Origin of the sequence: Pseudactinotalea sp. Z1732, from assembly GCF_049724975.1 — a bacterium.
Taxonomy (GTDB): Bacteria; Actinomycetota; Actinomycetes; order Actinomycetales; family Beutenbergiaceae; genus CALKWS01.
The window spans coordinates 784,333-799,929 of sequence record NZ_JBMPQC010000001.1 but is presented as its reverse complement, the minus strand read 5'-3'; the positions used below and the strand labels follow the sequence as shown (position 1 = coordinate 799,929).

Sequence of the window (15,597 nt, the reverse complement as noted above, 5' to 3'; positions counted from 1 at the left end):
GAGTGATGCCACATGACCGAACCGACCACGGCCAGGAGCCTGCCCGGGGCCGAGCGTCGCGCCCGCATCATGGAACTCCTCAGCGTGCACGGCTTCCAGAAGGTGACCGACCTGGTCGACCTGCTCGGAGTCTCCGACATGACCGTGCGACGAGACCTTCGCAAACTGGCCGCAGCAGGGGAACTGCGGGTGGTGCACGGTGGCGCCAGCCTGCTGCACGCGACCCTGCGCACCCCAGACTTCACCAGCCGGGGAGCTCATCAGCGGGCAGCCAAGCAGCGAATGGCACAGGCAGCCCTGGGGCTGATCAAGCCCGGCGCCACGATCGCCTTCGATGCCGGGACGACCGCGTTCGAACTCGCCGCGGCCCTACCCCCCACGTTCTCCGGGTGCGTGATCAGCCACTCGGTGCCGGTGCTGCAGCACATGCTCAACTTCCCGCACCTTCGGGTGATCGGACTCGGCGGTGAACTCCTGGTGGACAGTCAGGCATTTGTCGGCGGGCAGACGGTGGCAGCCCTGGCGAACCTGCACGCCGATGTGCTGTTCATCGGCGTCGCGGCGCTGCGCAGGTCGGGGATGTACGTTGCCACCGACCAGGAGCGCCCCACCAAACAGGCACTGATGCAGGCGGCCGGCCGGGTAGTGCTGCTGGCCGACCATTCCAAGTTCGATGCCGCCGCGCCGGTGCTCCTGGGCGAGCTGGACCAGGTGGACGTGCTCGTGACCGATCGACCGTTGCAGCCGCCTCTGTCGCAAGCGTTCGCCGAGGCACGGGTGCAGGTTCTCACCGCAACCTGACCACTCGGCGTCATCGGTCGCGCCACCGACCACCGGCGCCTACTGCGGGCGCGTCCCCCCGCTCATTGCAGCCGTGCCACCGCCGCAGCGATCGCCGCGATACCGTCCTCGATGGTGTCCAGGTCGGTGGCATAGGACATCCGGAAGAATGGCTCAGCACCGAAGGCTGAACCCTGGATCACCGCCACGCCTGCCTCCTCCAGCAGGTACAGGGTCACCTCTTGATCATTGGTCAGTTCCGCACCCTGCGGTGTGCGCCGCCCGAGCAGGCCCTCGCAGTCCACGAACAGATAGAACGCTCCGTCCGGCTCGATCGGGTTCAATCCGTCGACGTCGGCGATGAGTTCCAGGGCGCGGTCGCGGCGCTGCCGGTAGGCGCGGACGGTCTCGGCGACGAAGGACTGATCCCCGGTCAATGCTGCCACGGCGCCGGCCTGGGAAATTGAGGACGGGCACGTCGACGTCTGGGATTGCAGCAGGTTGATCGCCCCGATGAGGGCAGGGACGCCAACGGCGTACCCCAGGCGCCACCCCGTCATCGCGTAGCTTTTCGACACGCCGTTGACGGTCAGGACCCGGGACCGGATCGAGGGTGCGGCCGCGGCCAGCCCGAGCAGGGGCTGGTCGGTGAAGGTGATGTCATCGTAGATCTCATCGCTCAGCACCCAGACGTGGGGCGCCTCCTGCAGGACTGCGGCCAGGGCGTGCAGTTCGGCTTGCGTGTAGGCCACGCCTGTCGGGTTGCTGGGACTGTTCAGGATCAACCAACGGGTGCGCGGGGTGATCGCCTCCCGTAGTTGTGCCGGCGTGATCTTGTACCGGTCCTGCGCCTTGGTCTGCACGACGACGGGAGTACCGTCGTTGGCGCCGACCATGTCCGGGTAGGAGACCCAGTAGGGGGTCGGGATGATGACCTCGTCACCGGCATCGAGCGTTGCGCTGAACGCCAGGTAGATGACCTGCTTGGCCCCTCCGCCCACGGTGATGGAGCCATCGGGGTAGGAGATGCCTGAGGTGCGCTCCATCCGCTCCCGAATCGCAGCCCGCAGTTCGACCGTGCCATTGACCGAGGTGTACCTGGTGTCGCCCGCGTGCATTGCGCGAGTGGCGGCGTCCTTGATGTGCTGGGGTGTGTCGAAGTCCGGCTGGCCGACGGTGAAGTCGAAGATCCGGTTCCCGGCAGCCTTCAGTTCCCGTACTCGCGCAGCAGCGGCGGTGCTCGGGGACTCCTTGATCCGCCGCACCCGGTCAGCCGGTGTGAACGGTGCGGCAATGTGGGTGCCCGTCATCGGGAAACTCCTGGGTGTTGGTCTGGAACGCTTGCTGCGCGAACAGAGTAGCCGGTGCACCCCGGCGCGGAGCCAGAAGGCTCAGGCATGCCACTCAACGGTATTCCCGGGCGCCTCCCGGCCGGCCGGGCCGTCGCCGGCAGGGGCACTGACGCGGTCCCCGCCCAGGGCCAGGTTCTCCCAGTAGTGGGCCCACCAGCCCTGGTCCACGCTGCCCTCCAGCACGATCGCGCCGGTGTTGCTGATCGGGTTGTGCGTGGCGTACTCGCCGCTGATGTTGGCCACCCGGGCCGCGGACCAGGAGCGCATGATCGCCCCGTGGGTGAACATCACCGCGGTCCGCACCCCATCGGCCGCGGCTTCGGCGAACACCTGGTCATAGCGGTCCCAGACCTCCTCCCCGCTCTCTCCGCCGGGCACGGTCAGGGTCGGGTCATCGGCCCAGCCGAAGATGGTGCCCAGGTAGGCCCGGATCGCCTCGTGGTCCCCACGCATCTCGAACTCACCGGCACTGATCTCCCGCAGCCCCTCGTGCACCCGGAATTCCGCGTCGCGCTGGGCCAGCAACGGCTCCGCCGTCTGCTGGGTGCGCACCAGGGTGGAGGCGTAGACGACGTCGATGTCCTCATCGACCAGGCTGCGCGGCACCGCGGCGGCCTGCTTGCGGCCCAGTTCGGTCAGGTCGGCACCCGGTTCCCCGGTGTCCAACAGGTCGGCCACGTTGGAGGGGGTCTGGCCGTGGCGGATGAGGATCAATCGCATGCCTTCATCATCTCCCGAAAAGGTTGACCGAGTCGTGGCCCACCGGTGAGCATCCGGTGCACACAGGTCGGCCCCGGGTAGGGAGGCACCCGATACTCGCTCTCGCCGTCGCCCTCGCCCTCGAGCCGATCAATCATGGAGGGACAGCGCGACGCGGGCGACGCGGACCAGATCGACCGAGGTCACCGAGATACCGTCGGCAACATCGCGGACCGCCGGATCCACCCACACGCCGGTCTCGGCGCGCCAGGGCAGGAGTTCCAACTCCAGGCCCTGGCGCGTCACCACCTCGCGGTGCTCGGTCAGGTCGATGTCCCACACCCTGCCGTGCCAGAAGTTGTCGCTGACCACCTGGCCATCGATCACCGCGCGGCCCACGTCACCGGTCCAGTTCACGCGCAGCAGCGCCCGGTCGACGTCCTCCAGGAGGTCGCCGGGGATCCGCACGGGCACGGCGGCGGCCCCGGAGAAGTCGGTCGGGGCGCTGAGCCGGTTCATCGGCCCACCGGTCCGGGGCGCGGGCGGGCTGGGCGCGGTCGGACTCAGGTCCGAGGCGATCCGATGGGTGCCCGCAGCGGGGGTCGACAGCCGCCACGTGGCCCAGAGCGAGCCGTGCGCGGCCTCGGAGTCGCGCGCCAGGAGAGCGGGCGGTGCCGTTACGCCGGGCTGCGTCGCGGCGCCGGTGGGTACCGTGGGGCCGGACCCCCACGTGCCCGGTGCGACCTGCAGCGCCGCCGGGGCGGGCAGCACCGAGATCGACGCCGAGTCCACCTCGGTGTCGGCCACCAACTGCCCGTCCAGGGCGTACACCGGCACGTCGGCGAGCACGAGCCGGTCCCGGCCGCCCACATCCAGACGGTACAGCCGGTTCGCGGCCTGCTCATCCAGCACCACCACCCGGATGCCGGGAAGGTCCACCACCGTCTCGGGACCCGGTGGGGCATCGAGCGTGACCACGGTCGCGGCACCCTCCCGCCGCGCTGACCCGGCGCCGCCCACGGGGATGTCGCCGTCGTCGGCTCCCTGCTCCCTGCCACCGGTCCGTTCCAGGACGAGTTCGACCGGCACGCCCTCGGTCGCACTGAGGACCACCACCTCACCGGCGTCGTCGCTGATCCGGGTGAGCAGTTCCGCCGTCGCGCTGCGCAACCGGAGGTGATCGGTGAGGGGGTAGCGCACCGGCCACGCCACCGAGATGCCGGGCGGCAGGTCGACCGGCTCGGCGGGAACGTTGACGACGTCGTCGTCGAACTCGATGCTCACCCGGAAGCCGGGCTGGGCGGCGATGGGCTGCTTCGGCGGCTGGTAGGTGCTGCAGAACAGGTAGCCGCGCCGGCCGTCCGAACGCACCGCCCAGCGCAACTCCTCCGGGTCCTCGCTGCCGCCACCGATGCTGGTGGTCATGGTGGCCAGCGCCGTCCCGTCGGTGGCCAGCCACAGGTGCTGGCGCCGCAGGGTGTGGTGGTGGGCCCTGATCTGACCGTGCTCACCGATCGGGGCGTTGAAGTCATAACTCCGGGTCGGCACGTCATTGGGGTAGCCGGTCGCGTGCGACTCCTGCTCCGGGCCGGCAGCACCCGCCCGCTGGGTGCCCCCGGCGTACATGTAGTAGCCCTGCCAGATGGAACCGCTGCCGATCTTGGCCAGTGCCAGGGCGGTGACGTCCTGGGCGCTGACCAGGGGACGGCGGTGGTAGGCCACGTGCATGCCGCCACCGAGTTCACAGGTGGCGAACGGGAGGTCCGCCGCGTCGGTCCGCGGTGCCGCCGCAGCACCGGTGATCCCGTCGAGGGCCTCGCGCAGGTCGGCACCGACGGTGAGGTCATCGCGCACCTCCCCGTAGCGGAAGTGGTGCTGGGCGAAGGGGGGCCACTCCGTGGTGGTCTCGGCCCAGAATCCGTCGGCGTAGGCGCTGTAGACCGGCAGCAGCGTGCCGGGAACCTCGGCTCCGCCCCAGCCGGTCGCGGTCCAGATCGGCACCTGCAGACCGAGGTCTTCGGCGATCCTGCGCAGCGTGGCCAGGTGCTCGGGCTGGTCGTAGAGTTCGTTCTCGATCTGCACACCCACCACGGGTCCGCCCTCGGCGTGGGTGAGGCCGGTGAGCTGGGTAATGGCCTGGGCGTAGAGCCGGCGCGCCAGTTCGAGGTAGGTGGGGTCGTTGGTGCGGGTGGGCAGGTTCTGCGCGACGAGCCAGTCCGGGAACCCGCCGTACCGGGCCTCGCCGTGGGCCCAGGGCCCCATCCGCACGATCACCTCGAGGCCGTGCCGGCGGGCCAGGTCGATGAAGGCGCGCAGGTCCCGGTTACCGTCCCAGCGGAACCGGCCCGGATCGGGTTCGTGCGCCTGCCACAGCACGTAGCAGGCCACCGAGGTCAGGCCCCCGGCCCGGGCGTGCCCGAGGGTCTGGGACCAGCGCTCGCGGGGCAGGCGGGCATAGTGCACCTCCCCCGTCACGGGGAACCAGGGACGGCCGCCGCGCTCCAGCCAGCGGCCGGTGACCTCGATGCGGTCCGGCGCCTCCGGGGAGCTGCCCATCGGCGGGTGGCCGCGGCGGGGTGGCCGGGGAGCGGTCACGCGCAGGTGGCGGGCGGTTCGGGCGGGGACGGGGGTGTCGGTGGGCATCCTTCGCGATTGTGCCACGGGCGCGAGCGCGGGCTCCGTCAGGCCCGGAACGGTCCCGGGTCGGCAACGCGTGGCGCGCCTACATCGCCCGGGACACGGCCCGGCGCAGCGCCACCGCGCCGAGGGCGATCAGCACCGCCGCCATCGCGGCCAGCACCCCGAGCTGCGGGGCGATGTCGGCCACCCCGCCCCCATGGCGCTGGAGTTCGGCGAAGGCTTCATACCCCCAGGCGTGCGGGGTGGCGTGGGCCACGGTGCGCAGGGTGTCCGGGAACAGGTCCAGGGGGAACATCAACCCGCCCAGCGCGGCCAGCACCAGGCCCAACCCGACCGAGACCCCGGTGGCGGCGCCCTCGTGGTCGATCAGCGCCCCCAACAGCATCGCCGTCCCGGTGGCCACCGCCCCGAACACGGCCACCAGCACCAGTGCCGCGGCGAGGTTGCCGAAGTCCACGTCGAACAGCACCATGCTCGCCACCATGATGTAGCCGCCCTGGACGAACGCGATCACCCACCGGCCCAGCACCTGCCCACCGATCGCCGCACCGGCCGAGACCGGGGAGACCACCACCCGGGCCTGCACTCCCAGGCGCCTGGACTGGATGAGCGTGACGGCACTGGACAGGGTGGACAGGAACACGAACAACAGCAGCATGCTGCCCGCCTCCAGGTCGAACCGGCCCAGCCCGGCGAAGACGTTGGTCTGGCCGCCGGCATCGGTCACGGTCAGGCTCACCGGCGCCACCGCCTCCCGGGCCCCCACCAGGGCCGCGTCGGCCTCCTGCGGCGGTACGCCCGCCTGCGTCAGGGCCGCCACCTCCGCGCGCGGCCCGGTCAGGGTGCCCAGCGCGGTGAGCACCCGTTGCTGCACCATCGGGGCACCGGCACCGGAGGCAGCGATCATCTCGATCTGACCGGGCTGTCCCGAGGCGTAGTCGCTCTCCGCCTCCGCATCGATGTACAGGCCCACCTCGGCTCGCTCGCGGGCCACCTCGGTGCGCATCTCCTCGGCGCCGGCGACACCGTCGACCTCGGTGCCGGTGCGCTCCAGCTCCTCGGCGAGCCCCTGGCGCAACTCCCCGCCGGCGCCGGTGATGACCACCCGGCCCTGGTCGGCCCCGCCTCCGAACTGCAGGCCGAGCACGAACACCAGCAGCATCGGGAAGATCAGCATGAAGAAGATGTTCGACCGGTCCCGCACGAAGCGGCGCAGCTCGGTTCCGGCGATGGCCAGCACGGCCCTCACAGTTCCGCCCCCCGGTCCGGCAGTAGTCCCGAGGCAACCGCGGCGATCACGGCGAAGCCCACCATGGTGGCCAACGGCACGCCAAGATCAGAGAACTGCCCGCCACCGGCGACGATCCCCAGCCCGCGCGTGAACGCCCCGATCGGGTTCAGTTCCAGCAAGGTCCCGGCGATACCGCCTGAGGTGAGTTGGAAGAAGGCGCCACCGAACATGCCCAGCACGACGGCGAGGATCGCCTGGGTGACGCCGGCTTGCTCTGCGGTGCGGGCCAGGCGGGCGACGACGAACATCAGTGACGTCGCCGCGGCCACCACTGTCAGTACCAACAAGGCCACCAGCGGAACCGAGCCGAAGGAGACATCGAACATCCACCCGCCCACCGCGAGGAGCACCCCCGTGGCCCCGACGCCCAGCACGTAGGCTGAGATCGCTTTGCCCGCCACGATCACTCCGGGCCGCATCGGCATCGACCGCAACCGCACCAGGGTGCCCTGCTCGCGCTCGTTGATCAGCGACAGCACCCCGAAGCCCACCGTGAACAGCAGGAACAGACCAGCCTGCCCGGCCACCATGGTGCCGCCCCCGTCGAGTTGTTCACTGGCGGTGCGTCCTTCGATGGTGGTTACCGCTTCGGGCGCCTGCGCCACCGACTGGGCCACCATCGCCAACTCCTCATCCGACAGGCCCAGTTCGGCGCCGGCCCGGGTGGCCGTCGTGACCGAGGTGAACCGGTCGGCCACCGCCTGGGTCACCGAGATGACGATGCTGGTCTGCAGTCCGGCGGCCTCCCCCTCGATCACCTCCACACTCGCCTGCGCGTCCTCGGCCACCGAGGCTGCGTCGCCACCGTCGATGACGATGCCCAGGTCGGCGCTGCCGTCGCGCACCAGCGGGCCTACCTGATCGGCGCTGACCTCATCGACGTTGATCTCGAAGGCGTCCACCTGCCCCAGGGTGGCGATCACCGCCCGGGCCAGGTCGTCGTCGTCGGCCGCCGTGATCGCCACGGTCGTCTGCTCGAACTCGATGTCCTCGGCGCCGGAGAAGACCAGGTTCATCACGAACATCAACGCGATCGGCACCACGAGGCCGAAGATGAGCACCGACTTGTCCCGGACGCGCTGGCGCAGATCCGCCGCCGCCAGAGTGAGCAGTTGGCTCATGTCAGTCCCGCAGCGCCTTGCCGGTCAGGTGCAGGAACACCGATTCCAGGTTCGGCCGGGAGATGCCCACATCGTCCAGTTCCATCCCGGCCCGACCGGCGGCGGTGACCACAGCAGCAACCGCGGTGGGGGCATCGCGCACGTGCAGGACCAGGTCGCGACCGTCGGCCACCACCTGCTCCACGGCCGGTAATGCGAGCAACTGCTCAGCCGCGGCGGCCACCGCGCCGGTGCCGACCAACCGGATCTCGTCGAGTTCGCCGATGAGACGGATCAGTTCGCTTCGGGTGCCCTCGGCCTGGACCTTCCCGGCGTCGATGATGGCGATCCGGTCGCACAGCCGCTCGGCCTCCTCCATGTAGTGGGTGGTGTAGAGCACCGCCATGCCCTCGGTGGACAGCGCCTCCACCGATTCCAGGATCGCGTTGCGCGACTGCGGGTCCACCCCCACCGTCGGTTCGTCCAGGATCAACAACGAGGGCCGGTGCAGCAGACCGATGCCGATGTTCAGGCGGCGTTTCATCCCGCCGGAGAACTTCTTGGTGGCCTCCTTGGCGCGGTCGGCCAGCCCGATCAGGTCCAACACCTCATCGATCCGTCCACGCAGGTCCTTGCCGCTCATGCCCTGCAGACGGCCGAAGAAGGACAGGTTCTCCCGGGCGTTGAGTTCGGGGTAGATGGCCAGGTCCTGGGGCACCAGGCCCAGGTGGGCCTTGGGCGCCACCCGGTTCGGGCCCATCACCTCCCCGGCGATGCGCACCTGCCCGGCGTCGGCGCGAATCAGCCCGGCGGCCATCGAGATCGTAGTGGTCTTCCCGGCCCCGTTGGGCCCGAGCAGCCCGTAGGTCTCCCCGGGGTCGATGTGGAAACTCACCCCGTCCACGGCGGTGAGGTCGCCGAACCGGCGCACCAGGCCCTCGGCCTGCAACACCGGGCCTGCGATGGACGCGGCGCTACGCACGGCGGTGGTCTGAGTCATGACGGCTCCTCGTCCTGGCAACGTCCTGCGCTTCAGCTGGGACGGCCAATGCCCAGCCTGCCACGGGCGCGTCCCCGTGTGAACGGGATTACCCTGGACAGTGCGCTGAACGCCCGTTTAGGCTACTGACCGTGCGATCAACCCGCGTGCGCGCTCTCGTCGCATCGCGGTGACCGAGCGCACCGCCGCCCTCGTCCATCGATCCCGGGAGACCCCCGATGAACCCAGCCATCGAGATCCGCAACCTGGTCAAGACGTTCGGCCCGACCCGGGCCCTGGACGGGGTGGACCTGACCGTCCAACCCGGGCAGGTGCACGGCTTCCTCGGCCCCAACGGCGCCGGCAAATCCACCACCATCCGGGTCCTGCTGGGCCTGCTGCGCCCCGATTCCGGCACCGCCACGGTGCTGGGCGAGGACGCCTGGTCCGACGCGGTGACCCTGCATCACCGGTTGGCCTACGTGCCCGGCGATGTCTCGCTGTGGCCGAACCTGACCGGCGGAGAGGCGATCGACCTGTTCGCCCGCCTGCGCGGCACGGCCGACCGGCACCGCCGCGATGACCTGATCGAACGTTTCGACCTGGACCCCACCAAGAAGGGCCGCACCTACTCCAAGGGCAACCGGCAGAAGGTCGCGATCGTGGCCGCCCTGGCCGCCGACGTGGAACTGCTGGTGCTGGATGAGCCCACCTCCGGTCTGGACCCGCTGATGGAGGCCGTCTTTGCCGAGGTCATCGCCGAGGAGAACGCCAGGGGCCGGACCGTGCTGCTGTCCAGCCACACCCTGGCCCAGGTGGAGAAGCTCTGCGAGCACATCTCCATCATCCGCTCCGGGCGGATCGTGGAGTCCGGATCCCTGGCGCAGATGCGTCACCTGATGCGCACCACCGTTGATGTGGTCACCGCAGGCCCGGTGGACCTCAGCGGGGTGGCGGGCGTGCACGACCTGGCCGACGACGACGAGGGCGCGTTGCGTATGGACGTCGACACCGAGCACCTCGATGAGGTGATCGGACACCTGCACGCCGCCGGGATCCGGTCCCTGCAGGCGCACCCCCCGACTCTGGAGCAGTTGTTCATGCGCCACTACGGCAGCGCGGAGGCCGGCGTCGAGGGGGCCGCAGACGACGCCGCAACCGCACGCACCGGCGCGGGCACCGGCACCACCGGCGACCTCAAGGCTGCGGACCGATGAGCGCCGCAACCGCCACCCGCCCGGCCCGGCCCGCCCCGCCGGCGCGCACCGGAGAGCTGACCGGCCTGGGCACCCTGATGCGATTCGCGCTCCGCCGCGACCGGGTGCGCCTGCCGATGTGGATCATCGGCATCCTGCTGGCCACGGTGGGCACCGCCGCGAGTTTCCCGGCCTCCTACCCCGACGCCGAGGCCCGCGCCGGCGCATTGCTGACCATCGACAACCCCGGCACCACCGCCCTGATCGGGGCCGTGTACGGCGACGGCGACTACACCTACGGCATCATCACCGGCCACAACCTGCTGGTGCTGATCTCCGCGATCGCGGCGCTGATGTCGATCTTCACCCTAGTGCGCCACACCCGCGCCGAGGAGGAGTCCGAGCGGGCCGAGTTGGTGCGCTCGGGCCCGGTGGGCCGCTTCGCTCCCGCCGCCGCGGCGATGACCGTGGTGATCGGGGCAAACCTGGTGCTGGCCCTGGTGCTCGCCCTCGGCCTGGGATCGCTGGGGATCGACACGGTGACCTGGGAGGGCTCGTTCGTGTTCGGCGCCGCGGTCGGTTCGGTGGGCCTGGTCTTCGCCGGAATCGCCGCCGTGACCGCGCAACTGAGCGAGGACGCCCGCACCGCCTCCTCGGCCGCGGGGATGCTACTGGCCGGCGCCTACGTGCTCCGCGCCCTGGGGGATGTCAGCAACGAGACGCTCTCCTGGTTCTCCCCACTGGGCTGGGCCCAGGCCACCGAGCCCTACTACGCCGATGACTGGGCGCCGCTGCTACTCCCGGTGGGAGCCGCCGTCGTCCTTCTCGTCGTGGCGGTGGCGCTGAGCCGCCGCCGGGACGTGGGCGCAGGCGTGCTCGGGACCCGTCCCGGACCGGCACGCGCCGGGGCCGGGCTGAGAGGCCCGTTCGGGCTGGCGTGGCGGTCCAACCGTGGCACGCTGATCGGCTGGACCGTGGGCCTGGGCATCTTCGGACTGCTGTACGGCCCGGTGCTGTCGGAGGCCTCGACCTACCTTGAGGACCTGCCGATCATGGCCGAGTTCATGCCGGACATCGACGCCTCGGGGGAGGAACTGTTCGCCGCCACGGTGATCCTGGTGGTCGCGATCCTGTGCGCGGTCCCGCCGCTGCAAATCGTGTTGCGGCTGCGTGGCGAGGAGACTGCCGGCCGGGTCGGGCCGTTGCTGACCACGCCGCTGCCCCGGTGGCGCTGGCTCGGGGCGAACCTGATGCTGGCTGTGCTCGGCGGGGCGTGGCTGCTGGCGGTGATGGGGTTCAGCATCGGCCTCGGTGCGGGGTATTCGATGGACGACTACTCCTGGGTGGGCACCAGCACCATCGCCGCGGTCTCCTACCTGCCGGCGGTCGGCGTCATCGTCGGTCTTGCTGCGCTGCTGCTGGGGTGGGCACCGCGCGCCGCGGCGTGGTCCTGGGCGCTGGTCGGCCTCGCGGCGGTCGTGGCCTACTTCGGTGGCATCTTTGACCTGCCGCAGTGGCTGATGAACGGCTCCCCGTTCGAGCACGTGCCCGAACAGCCCGCGTTCGACTTCGACGGCCGGCCGCTGGGCTGGCTCAGCCTGGTGGCGGTGGCGTTGTCGGGTGCGTCGCTGGTGGGCATCCGACGCCGCGACGTCCAGGAAGCCTGACCCCTCCCCGGCCCCCGGCGCCCGGTCGGTTACGCAACCGGTGTGGGGGTATCTGCCCGCTCACGCTTGGTATCGGCGCGGGCCTCGGGCGCCGTCCGGCACTCCTCGACGAACCGCAGGGCCCCACCGATCGCACCACCGAGTGCGCTCAACGCGATGAACAGGAGGGCGAGCGCCTCATCCGGTGTGAATCCGGCGTGACCCCAGTCGTCCGGGGCGATCAGCAGCGCGTTGACGAGGCCGGTGAGCGCATCCGTGAAGACCACAGCGGTGCCGACGAAACCCAGAGCCAGCCATCGGCGGCGTAGTCGGTCTCCACGGCTCAGTTCAGCCAGGGCCAGGCACGCACCGATCGCGAATGCACCCAACAGGGTGAGCATCACGCGCTGCCCGGTGGACGGGTCGGGGAACCTGCCACCACCGGTGACGGCCCACCCCCAGTTCAAGATGGCATAGCCCAGCCCGGCCGGGATGAAGATCCAGCCCAGCAGGTTCTGTAGCGGACGGGTGTGACCGGCGCCGTCGTGGGCGCGGCCACCGGAGAGCAGCATCTGCCAGCGCTCACGCGCGTAGAACACCAGGCCCGTGCCGAGCAGGACCGCTTGCAGGACGAAGCCGCCGTAGACCACGGCGAACACCCAAGGTTGCAGGACGTCATCGACCAACGGGCTACCTCCTCCTGAGAGCAGTTGGACGGCCGAGCCGAGGACGAAGCCCCCGGCGACCGGCGCGAGCAGGCCGGCTGCGATCCACAGCGGGAAGGCGATCAAGAACGCGGGGATGCGCCGGCCCACCGGATGGACCAGCAGGATCGCGATGGCGATGGCCACCATGTCCAGCAAGCCTGTGGCGGTGTTGGCCGCGATCGTGGTTCCGGCGAAGTCGGAGCTGTTCGCCCCGATCCCCCAGCCCGAGACCCAGGCGATCTTGAGCAGGATGTAGGGCAGGCAGGCAAGGATCGTGGCGAGGCAGATGCGTTTCCGGAACCGGGCGAGTCGCACCGGGTCGGTGGTCAGACGGGGCCGCGCAGTCGTAGTTGTGGTCATGTGACCCAGCGTGAGGGCAGGGAGGGTCCGCAGGCCTCCCCCGTCGTGGGGAGGCCGTTCCCCCGCACGGGTGGTTCTGGACCGGCAGCCCCGGGCATGACCAGAGCCGGACGGATGGGCTGGTGGGTCCCATCCGCCCGGCCTGGCGGGGTCTGGCTCGGGGGCGTCGCCGTGAGGTTCGACCCCGGGTCGTGGTGGGTCAGGCCGCCTGGGGCGTCTTGACCACGGGCTGCTTGGCGGCTGGAGCCGTCGGGCCGGCCGCGGCGCGGCGCTTCTTGCGCAGCAGCCGCATCGCGTTGACGATCACCACCAGCACCGAGGCCTCGTGGACCAGCATCCCGATCGCCATCGTCACACCGCCGGTGAAGACACCCACCATCAGCGCGGCCACCGTGGCCAGGGCGACCACAATGTTCTGACGCATCACCCGCACGGTGCTCTTGGCCAGGCCGATCGCCTCCGGCAGCCGGGACAGCCGGTCACCCATCAGGGCGATGTCGGCGGTCTCGATGGCGACGCCGGTTCCGGCCGCCCCCATCGCCACACCGATGTCGGCGGTGGCCAGGGCGGGAGCGTCGTTGACGCCGTCGCCCACCATCGCCACGGTGTAGCCCTGCTTCTGCAGGTCGGCCACCGCTTGGAGCTTCTGCTCCGGCAGCAACCCGGCGCGCACCTCATCGATCCCGGTGGCCTGACCGATGGCCTGGGCCACCAGCGGGGCGTCCCCGGTGAGCATCACCACCTTCTTCACACCGGCGGCGTGCAGGTCGGCCACCATCTGCGCGGCCTCGGCACGGACCGTGTCGGCCACCGCGACCACACCGAGAACGGCGTCGTCCACGGCCACGATCATCGGCGTGCGGCCCTGGGCGGCCAGGTCCTCGGCAGCGTCCTCGGCACCCACGGTGTCAGCCACGCCGTACTGGGTCAGCAGGGCGGCGTTACCGATGAGCACCCTGCGGCCGTGGGTGGTCGCGGTGATGCCCTTGCCGGGCACTGGCTCGGTGTGCTCGGGCAGGCCCGGGGTGGACAGTCCCTCGGCAGCGGCAGCCTCCAGGACCGGACGGGCCAGGGGGTGCTCGGAGCCGGCCTCGGCCCGAGCGGCCCAGGTCAGCACCTCGTCGCGGGTGGAACTCGGGTCGAGCACCACCACGTCGGTCAGTTCGGGGCGACCTTCGGTGAGGGTGCCGGTCTTGTCCAGCGCCACCGCGTCGATCTTGGCCGAGTTCTCCAGGTACTCCCCACCCTTGATGAGGACGCCGTCGCGGGCCCCGCGGCCGATGCCGGCCACGATCGTGACGGGGATGGAGATGACCAGCGCACCGGGGCAGGCGATCACCAGCAGGGTCAGCGCCAGCACCACGTTGCCGGTCAGCAGGCCCACCGCGAGCGCCAGCACCATGATCGCCGGGGTGTAGTAGGTGGAGAAGCGGTCCATGAAAGCCGCGGTCTTGGCCTTGGCGTCCTGGGCCTCCTCCACCCGGTGGATGATCCGGGCCAGGGTGGTGTCGGCACCGATGCCGGTGGCGCGCACCTGCAGGAAACCGCCACGGGAGATGGTGCCGGCGAAGACCTGGTCTCCGTGCGCCTTCTCGGCCGGGATGGACTCACCGGTGATGGAGGCTTCGTCCAGGGCGCCGTTGCCGGCGATCACCTCACCGTCGACGGGCACCTTGGCACCGTTCTTGACCAGCACGGTCTCGCCCTCGAGCACCTCGTGGGCCGGGACCTCCACCTGCTGCCCGTCGCGCATCACCACGGCCACGTCCGGGGCCACGGCGACCAGTTCGGCCAGCGCCGAGCGGGTCTTGTTCATCGTGCGCGCCTCCAGGGCGTGCCCGATGGCGAACAGGAAGGTCACCGCGGCGGCCTCCCAGTACTCGCCGATGATCACCGCACCGGTGGCGGCGATGGAGACCAGCAGGTCGATGCTGATGTTCTTGACCATCAGCGCCCGCACGGCCTTGACGGCGATCGGTACCCCGGCGACCACCGCAGCGGCCACCATGAGCAGATCGCCCACACCGTCCAGGCCCATGGCCCGGGAGGTGAAGAACGACATCAGAATGAGCAGACCGGACACCGTGGGAATCATCCACGGCCCGTTCCACCACTTGCGAATCATGGTCATCGTCGTGTCCTTTACAGTCGCTGCCCCGCCCATTTCCTGGGGCCTGATAAGAACGTACGGAAACGGCGCGCAAACGACCTTGACCCCGGTCAAGTCCGGCCCGGGCATGCTGATAGCCGACGACGACGCCCCCGGGCCCGCCGGGGCGTATCGAAGGTGCGCGGTAGCGTCAGCGCACCCGACGCACCTGCCCCCCGGTGGAGCGCACCAGGTCCGCGAAGGTGATCGAGAGCATGGTGAAGTCGTCACCACCGCCCGCCCACAACTGCTCGTGGGTGGCGAGGTCCTCATCGATCACGGTCCGCACCGGCGCCGGGTGGCCGAAGGGCGCGACCCCGCCGACCTGCTGGCCGGTGTGGGCCAGCACGAAGTCGGGACCGGCCCGGCGCACCTTGGCATAACCCAGGTCAGTTGCCACCTTGGCGGCGTCAACGCGGTGGGCGCCGCTGGCGATCACGAGCAGCGGTTCGCCGTCGGCCTCGAAGATGAGGGAGTTCGCGATCTGGGCAACCGTGCACCCCAGCGCCTGAGCAGCCGCCGCAGCGGTGGGCACGTGCTCGTCCAGGCGGACCAGGTCGAACCGCACGCCGGCGCCTTCGGCGGCGGCTCGTACCCGCAGGACCGGGTCGGACTCACCGCCGCGTCGTGGATCGGTGCCGGGTTCGGTTCCGGTGGCGGGTTCGGTGTTCATCGCTCGATGCTAGCGGCCGCACCGC

At 70.5% G+C, this 15,597-nt stretch carries 12 protein-coding genes; 3 read left to right on the top strand and 9 right to left on the bottom strand.

All coding sequences use genetic code 11. The annotated features are described in order from the left end of the window. The first annotated feature begins 12 nt into the window (after window positions 1-12). On the top strand, window positions 13-801 hold the full coding sequence (locus ACPL7H_RS03745) for a DeoR/GlpR family DNA-binding transcription regulator (RefSeq protein ID WP_424787049.1): 789 nt from the start codon (window positions 13-15) through the stop codon (window positions 799-801). A gap of 62 nt (window positions 802-863) precedes the next feature. Here ACPL7H_RS03745 and ACPL7H_RS03740 read toward each other — a convergent pair whose 3' ends face one another. The 6 genes from ACPL7H_RS03740 to ACPL7H_RS03715 form a co-directional block, all read right to left on the bottom strand. Continuing rightward, complete coding sequence (locus tag ACPL7H_RS03740; RefSeq protein ID WP_424795756.1) at window positions 864-2,090, bottom strand: aspartate transaminase; 1,227 nt, start codon at window positions 2,088-2,090, stop codon at window positions 864-866. Between the two features lie 81 nt (window positions 2,091-2,171). Next, a complete protein-coding gene (locus tag ACPL7H_RS03735; RefSeq protein ID WP_424795755.1) occupies window positions 2,172-2,852 on the bottom strand; it encodes a histidine phosphatase family protein in 681 nt (226 codons plus the stop codon). 129 nt (window positions 2,853-2,981) lie between these two features. Then, entirely contained in the window at window positions 2,982-5,474 is a 2,493-nt protein-coding gene (locus tag ACPL7H_RS03730; RefSeq protein ID WP_424795754.1) for a beta-galactosidase, read from the bottom strand. Between the two features lie 79 nt (window positions 5,475-5,553). Then, window positions 5,554-6,711, bottom strand: coding sequence for an ABC transporter permease (locus ACPL7H_RS03725; RefSeq protein ID WP_424795753.1), 1,158 nt, complete (start codon window positions 6,709-6,711; stop codon window positions 5,554-5,556). A 5-nt stretch (window positions 6,712-6,716) separates the two neighbouring features. Next, window positions 6,717-7,883, bottom strand: coding sequence for an ABC transporter permease (locus ACPL7H_RS03720; protein WP_424795752.1), 1,167 nt, complete (start codon window positions 7,881-7,883; stop codon window positions 6,717-6,719). A 1-nt stretch (window position 7,884) separates the two neighbouring features. Beyond that, complete coding sequence (locus ACPL7H_RS03715; RefSeq protein ID WP_424795751.1) at window positions 7,885-8,862, bottom strand: ABC transporter ATP-binding protein; 978 nt, start codon at window positions 8,860-8,862, stop codon at window positions 7,885-7,887. Between the two features lie 218 nt (window positions 8,863-9,080). On the opposite strand from ACPL7H_RS03715, the gene ACPL7H_RS03710 reads away from it, so the two are divergent. Both ACPL7H_RS03710 and ACPL7H_RS03705 read left to right on the top strand, forming a co-directional pair. Continuing rightward, window positions 9,081-10,058 carry an ATP-binding cassette domain-containing protein gene (locus ACPL7H_RS03710; protein ID WP_424795750.1) on the top strand — a complete coding sequence of 326 codons (978 nt, stop codon included), beginning with the start codon at window positions 9,081-9,083 and terminating at the stop codon, window positions 10,056-10,058. Then, the gene (locus tag ACPL7H_RS03705) at window positions 10,055-11,704 is read left to right on the top strand and encodes an ABC transporter permease (protein WP_424795749.1); all 1,650 of its coding nucleotides are present in this window, start codon (window positions 10,055-10,057) and stop codon (window positions 11,702-11,704) included. The genes ACPL7H_RS03710 and ACPL7H_RS03705 overlap by 4 nt, the downstream gene beginning before the upstream one ends. Before the next feature lie 29 nt (window positions 11,705-11,733). Here ACPL7H_RS03705 and ACPL7H_RS03700 read toward each other — a convergent pair whose 3' ends face one another. The 3 genes from ACPL7H_RS03700 to ACPL7H_RS03690 form a co-directional block, all read right to left on the bottom strand. Next, a complete protein-coding gene (locus tag ACPL7H_RS03700) occupies window positions 11,734-12,750 on the bottom strand; it encodes a hypothetical protein (RefSeq protein ID WP_424795748.1) in 1,017 nt (338 codons plus the stop codon). A gap of 199 nt (window positions 12,751-12,949) precedes the next feature. Then, window positions 12,950-14,881: a heavy metal translocating P-type ATPase gene (locus tag ACPL7H_RS03695; RefSeq protein WP_424795747.1), complete on the bottom strand. Its 1,932-nt coding sequence runs from the start codon at window positions 14,879-14,881 to the stop codon at window positions 12,950-12,952. A 169-nt stretch (window positions 14,882-15,050) separates the two neighbouring features. Further along, entirely contained in the window at window positions 15,051-15,572 is a 522-nt protein-coding gene (locus ACPL7H_RS03690; protein WP_424795746.1) for a YbaK/EbsC family protein, read from the bottom strand. Window positions 15,573-15,597 lie beyond the last annotated feature (25 nt).

Excerpts from the sequence above, each read along its gene's own strand:
- ACPL7H_RS03710 (WP_424795750.1), top strand. The coding sequence starts at position 9,081 with ATGAACCCAGCCATCGAGATCCGCAACCTGGTCAAGACGTTCGGCCCG.
- ACPL7H_RS03715 (WP_424795751.1), bottom strand. The coding sequence starts at position 8,862 with ATGACTCAGACCACCGCCGTGCGTAGCGCCGCGTCCATCGCAGGCCCG.
- ACPL7H_RS03705 (WP_424795749.1), top strand. The coding sequence starts at position 10,055 with ATGAGCGCCGCAACCGCCACCCGCCCGGCCCGGCCCGCCCCGCCGGCG.
- ACPL7H_RS03690 (WP_424795746.1), bottom strand. The coding sequence starts at position 15,572 with ATGAACACCGAACCCGCCACCGGAACCGAACCCGGCACCGATCCACGA.
- ACPL7H_RS03745 (WP_424787049.1), top strand. The coding sequence starts at position 13 with ATGACCGAACCGACCACGGCCAGGAGCCTGCCCGGGGCCGAGCGTCGC.
- ACPL7H_RS03695 (WP_424795747.1), bottom strand. The coding sequence starts at position 14,881 with ATGACCATGATTCGCAAGTGGTGGAACGGGCCGTGGATGATTCCCACG.
- ACPL7H_RS03700 (WP_424795748.1), bottom strand. The coding sequence starts at position 12,750 with ATGACCACAACTACGACTGCGCGGCCCCGTCTGACCACCGACCCGGTG.
- ACPL7H_RS03720 (WP_424795752.1), bottom strand. The coding sequence starts at position 7,883 with ATGAGCCAACTGCTCACTCTGGCGGCGGCGGATCTGCGCCAGCGCGTC.
- ACPL7H_RS03730 (WP_424795754.1), bottom strand. The coding sequence starts at position 5,474 with ATGCCCACCGACACCCCCGTCCCCGCCCGAACCGCCCGCCACCTGCGC.
- ACPL7H_RS03735 (WP_424795755.1), bottom strand. The coding sequence starts at position 2,852 with ATGCGATTGATCCTCATCCGCCACGGCCAGACCCCCTCCAACGTGGCC.
- ACPL7H_RS03740 (WP_424795756.1), bottom strand. The coding sequence starts at position 2,090 with ATGACGGGCACCCACATTGCCGCACCGTTCACACCGGCTGACCGGGTG.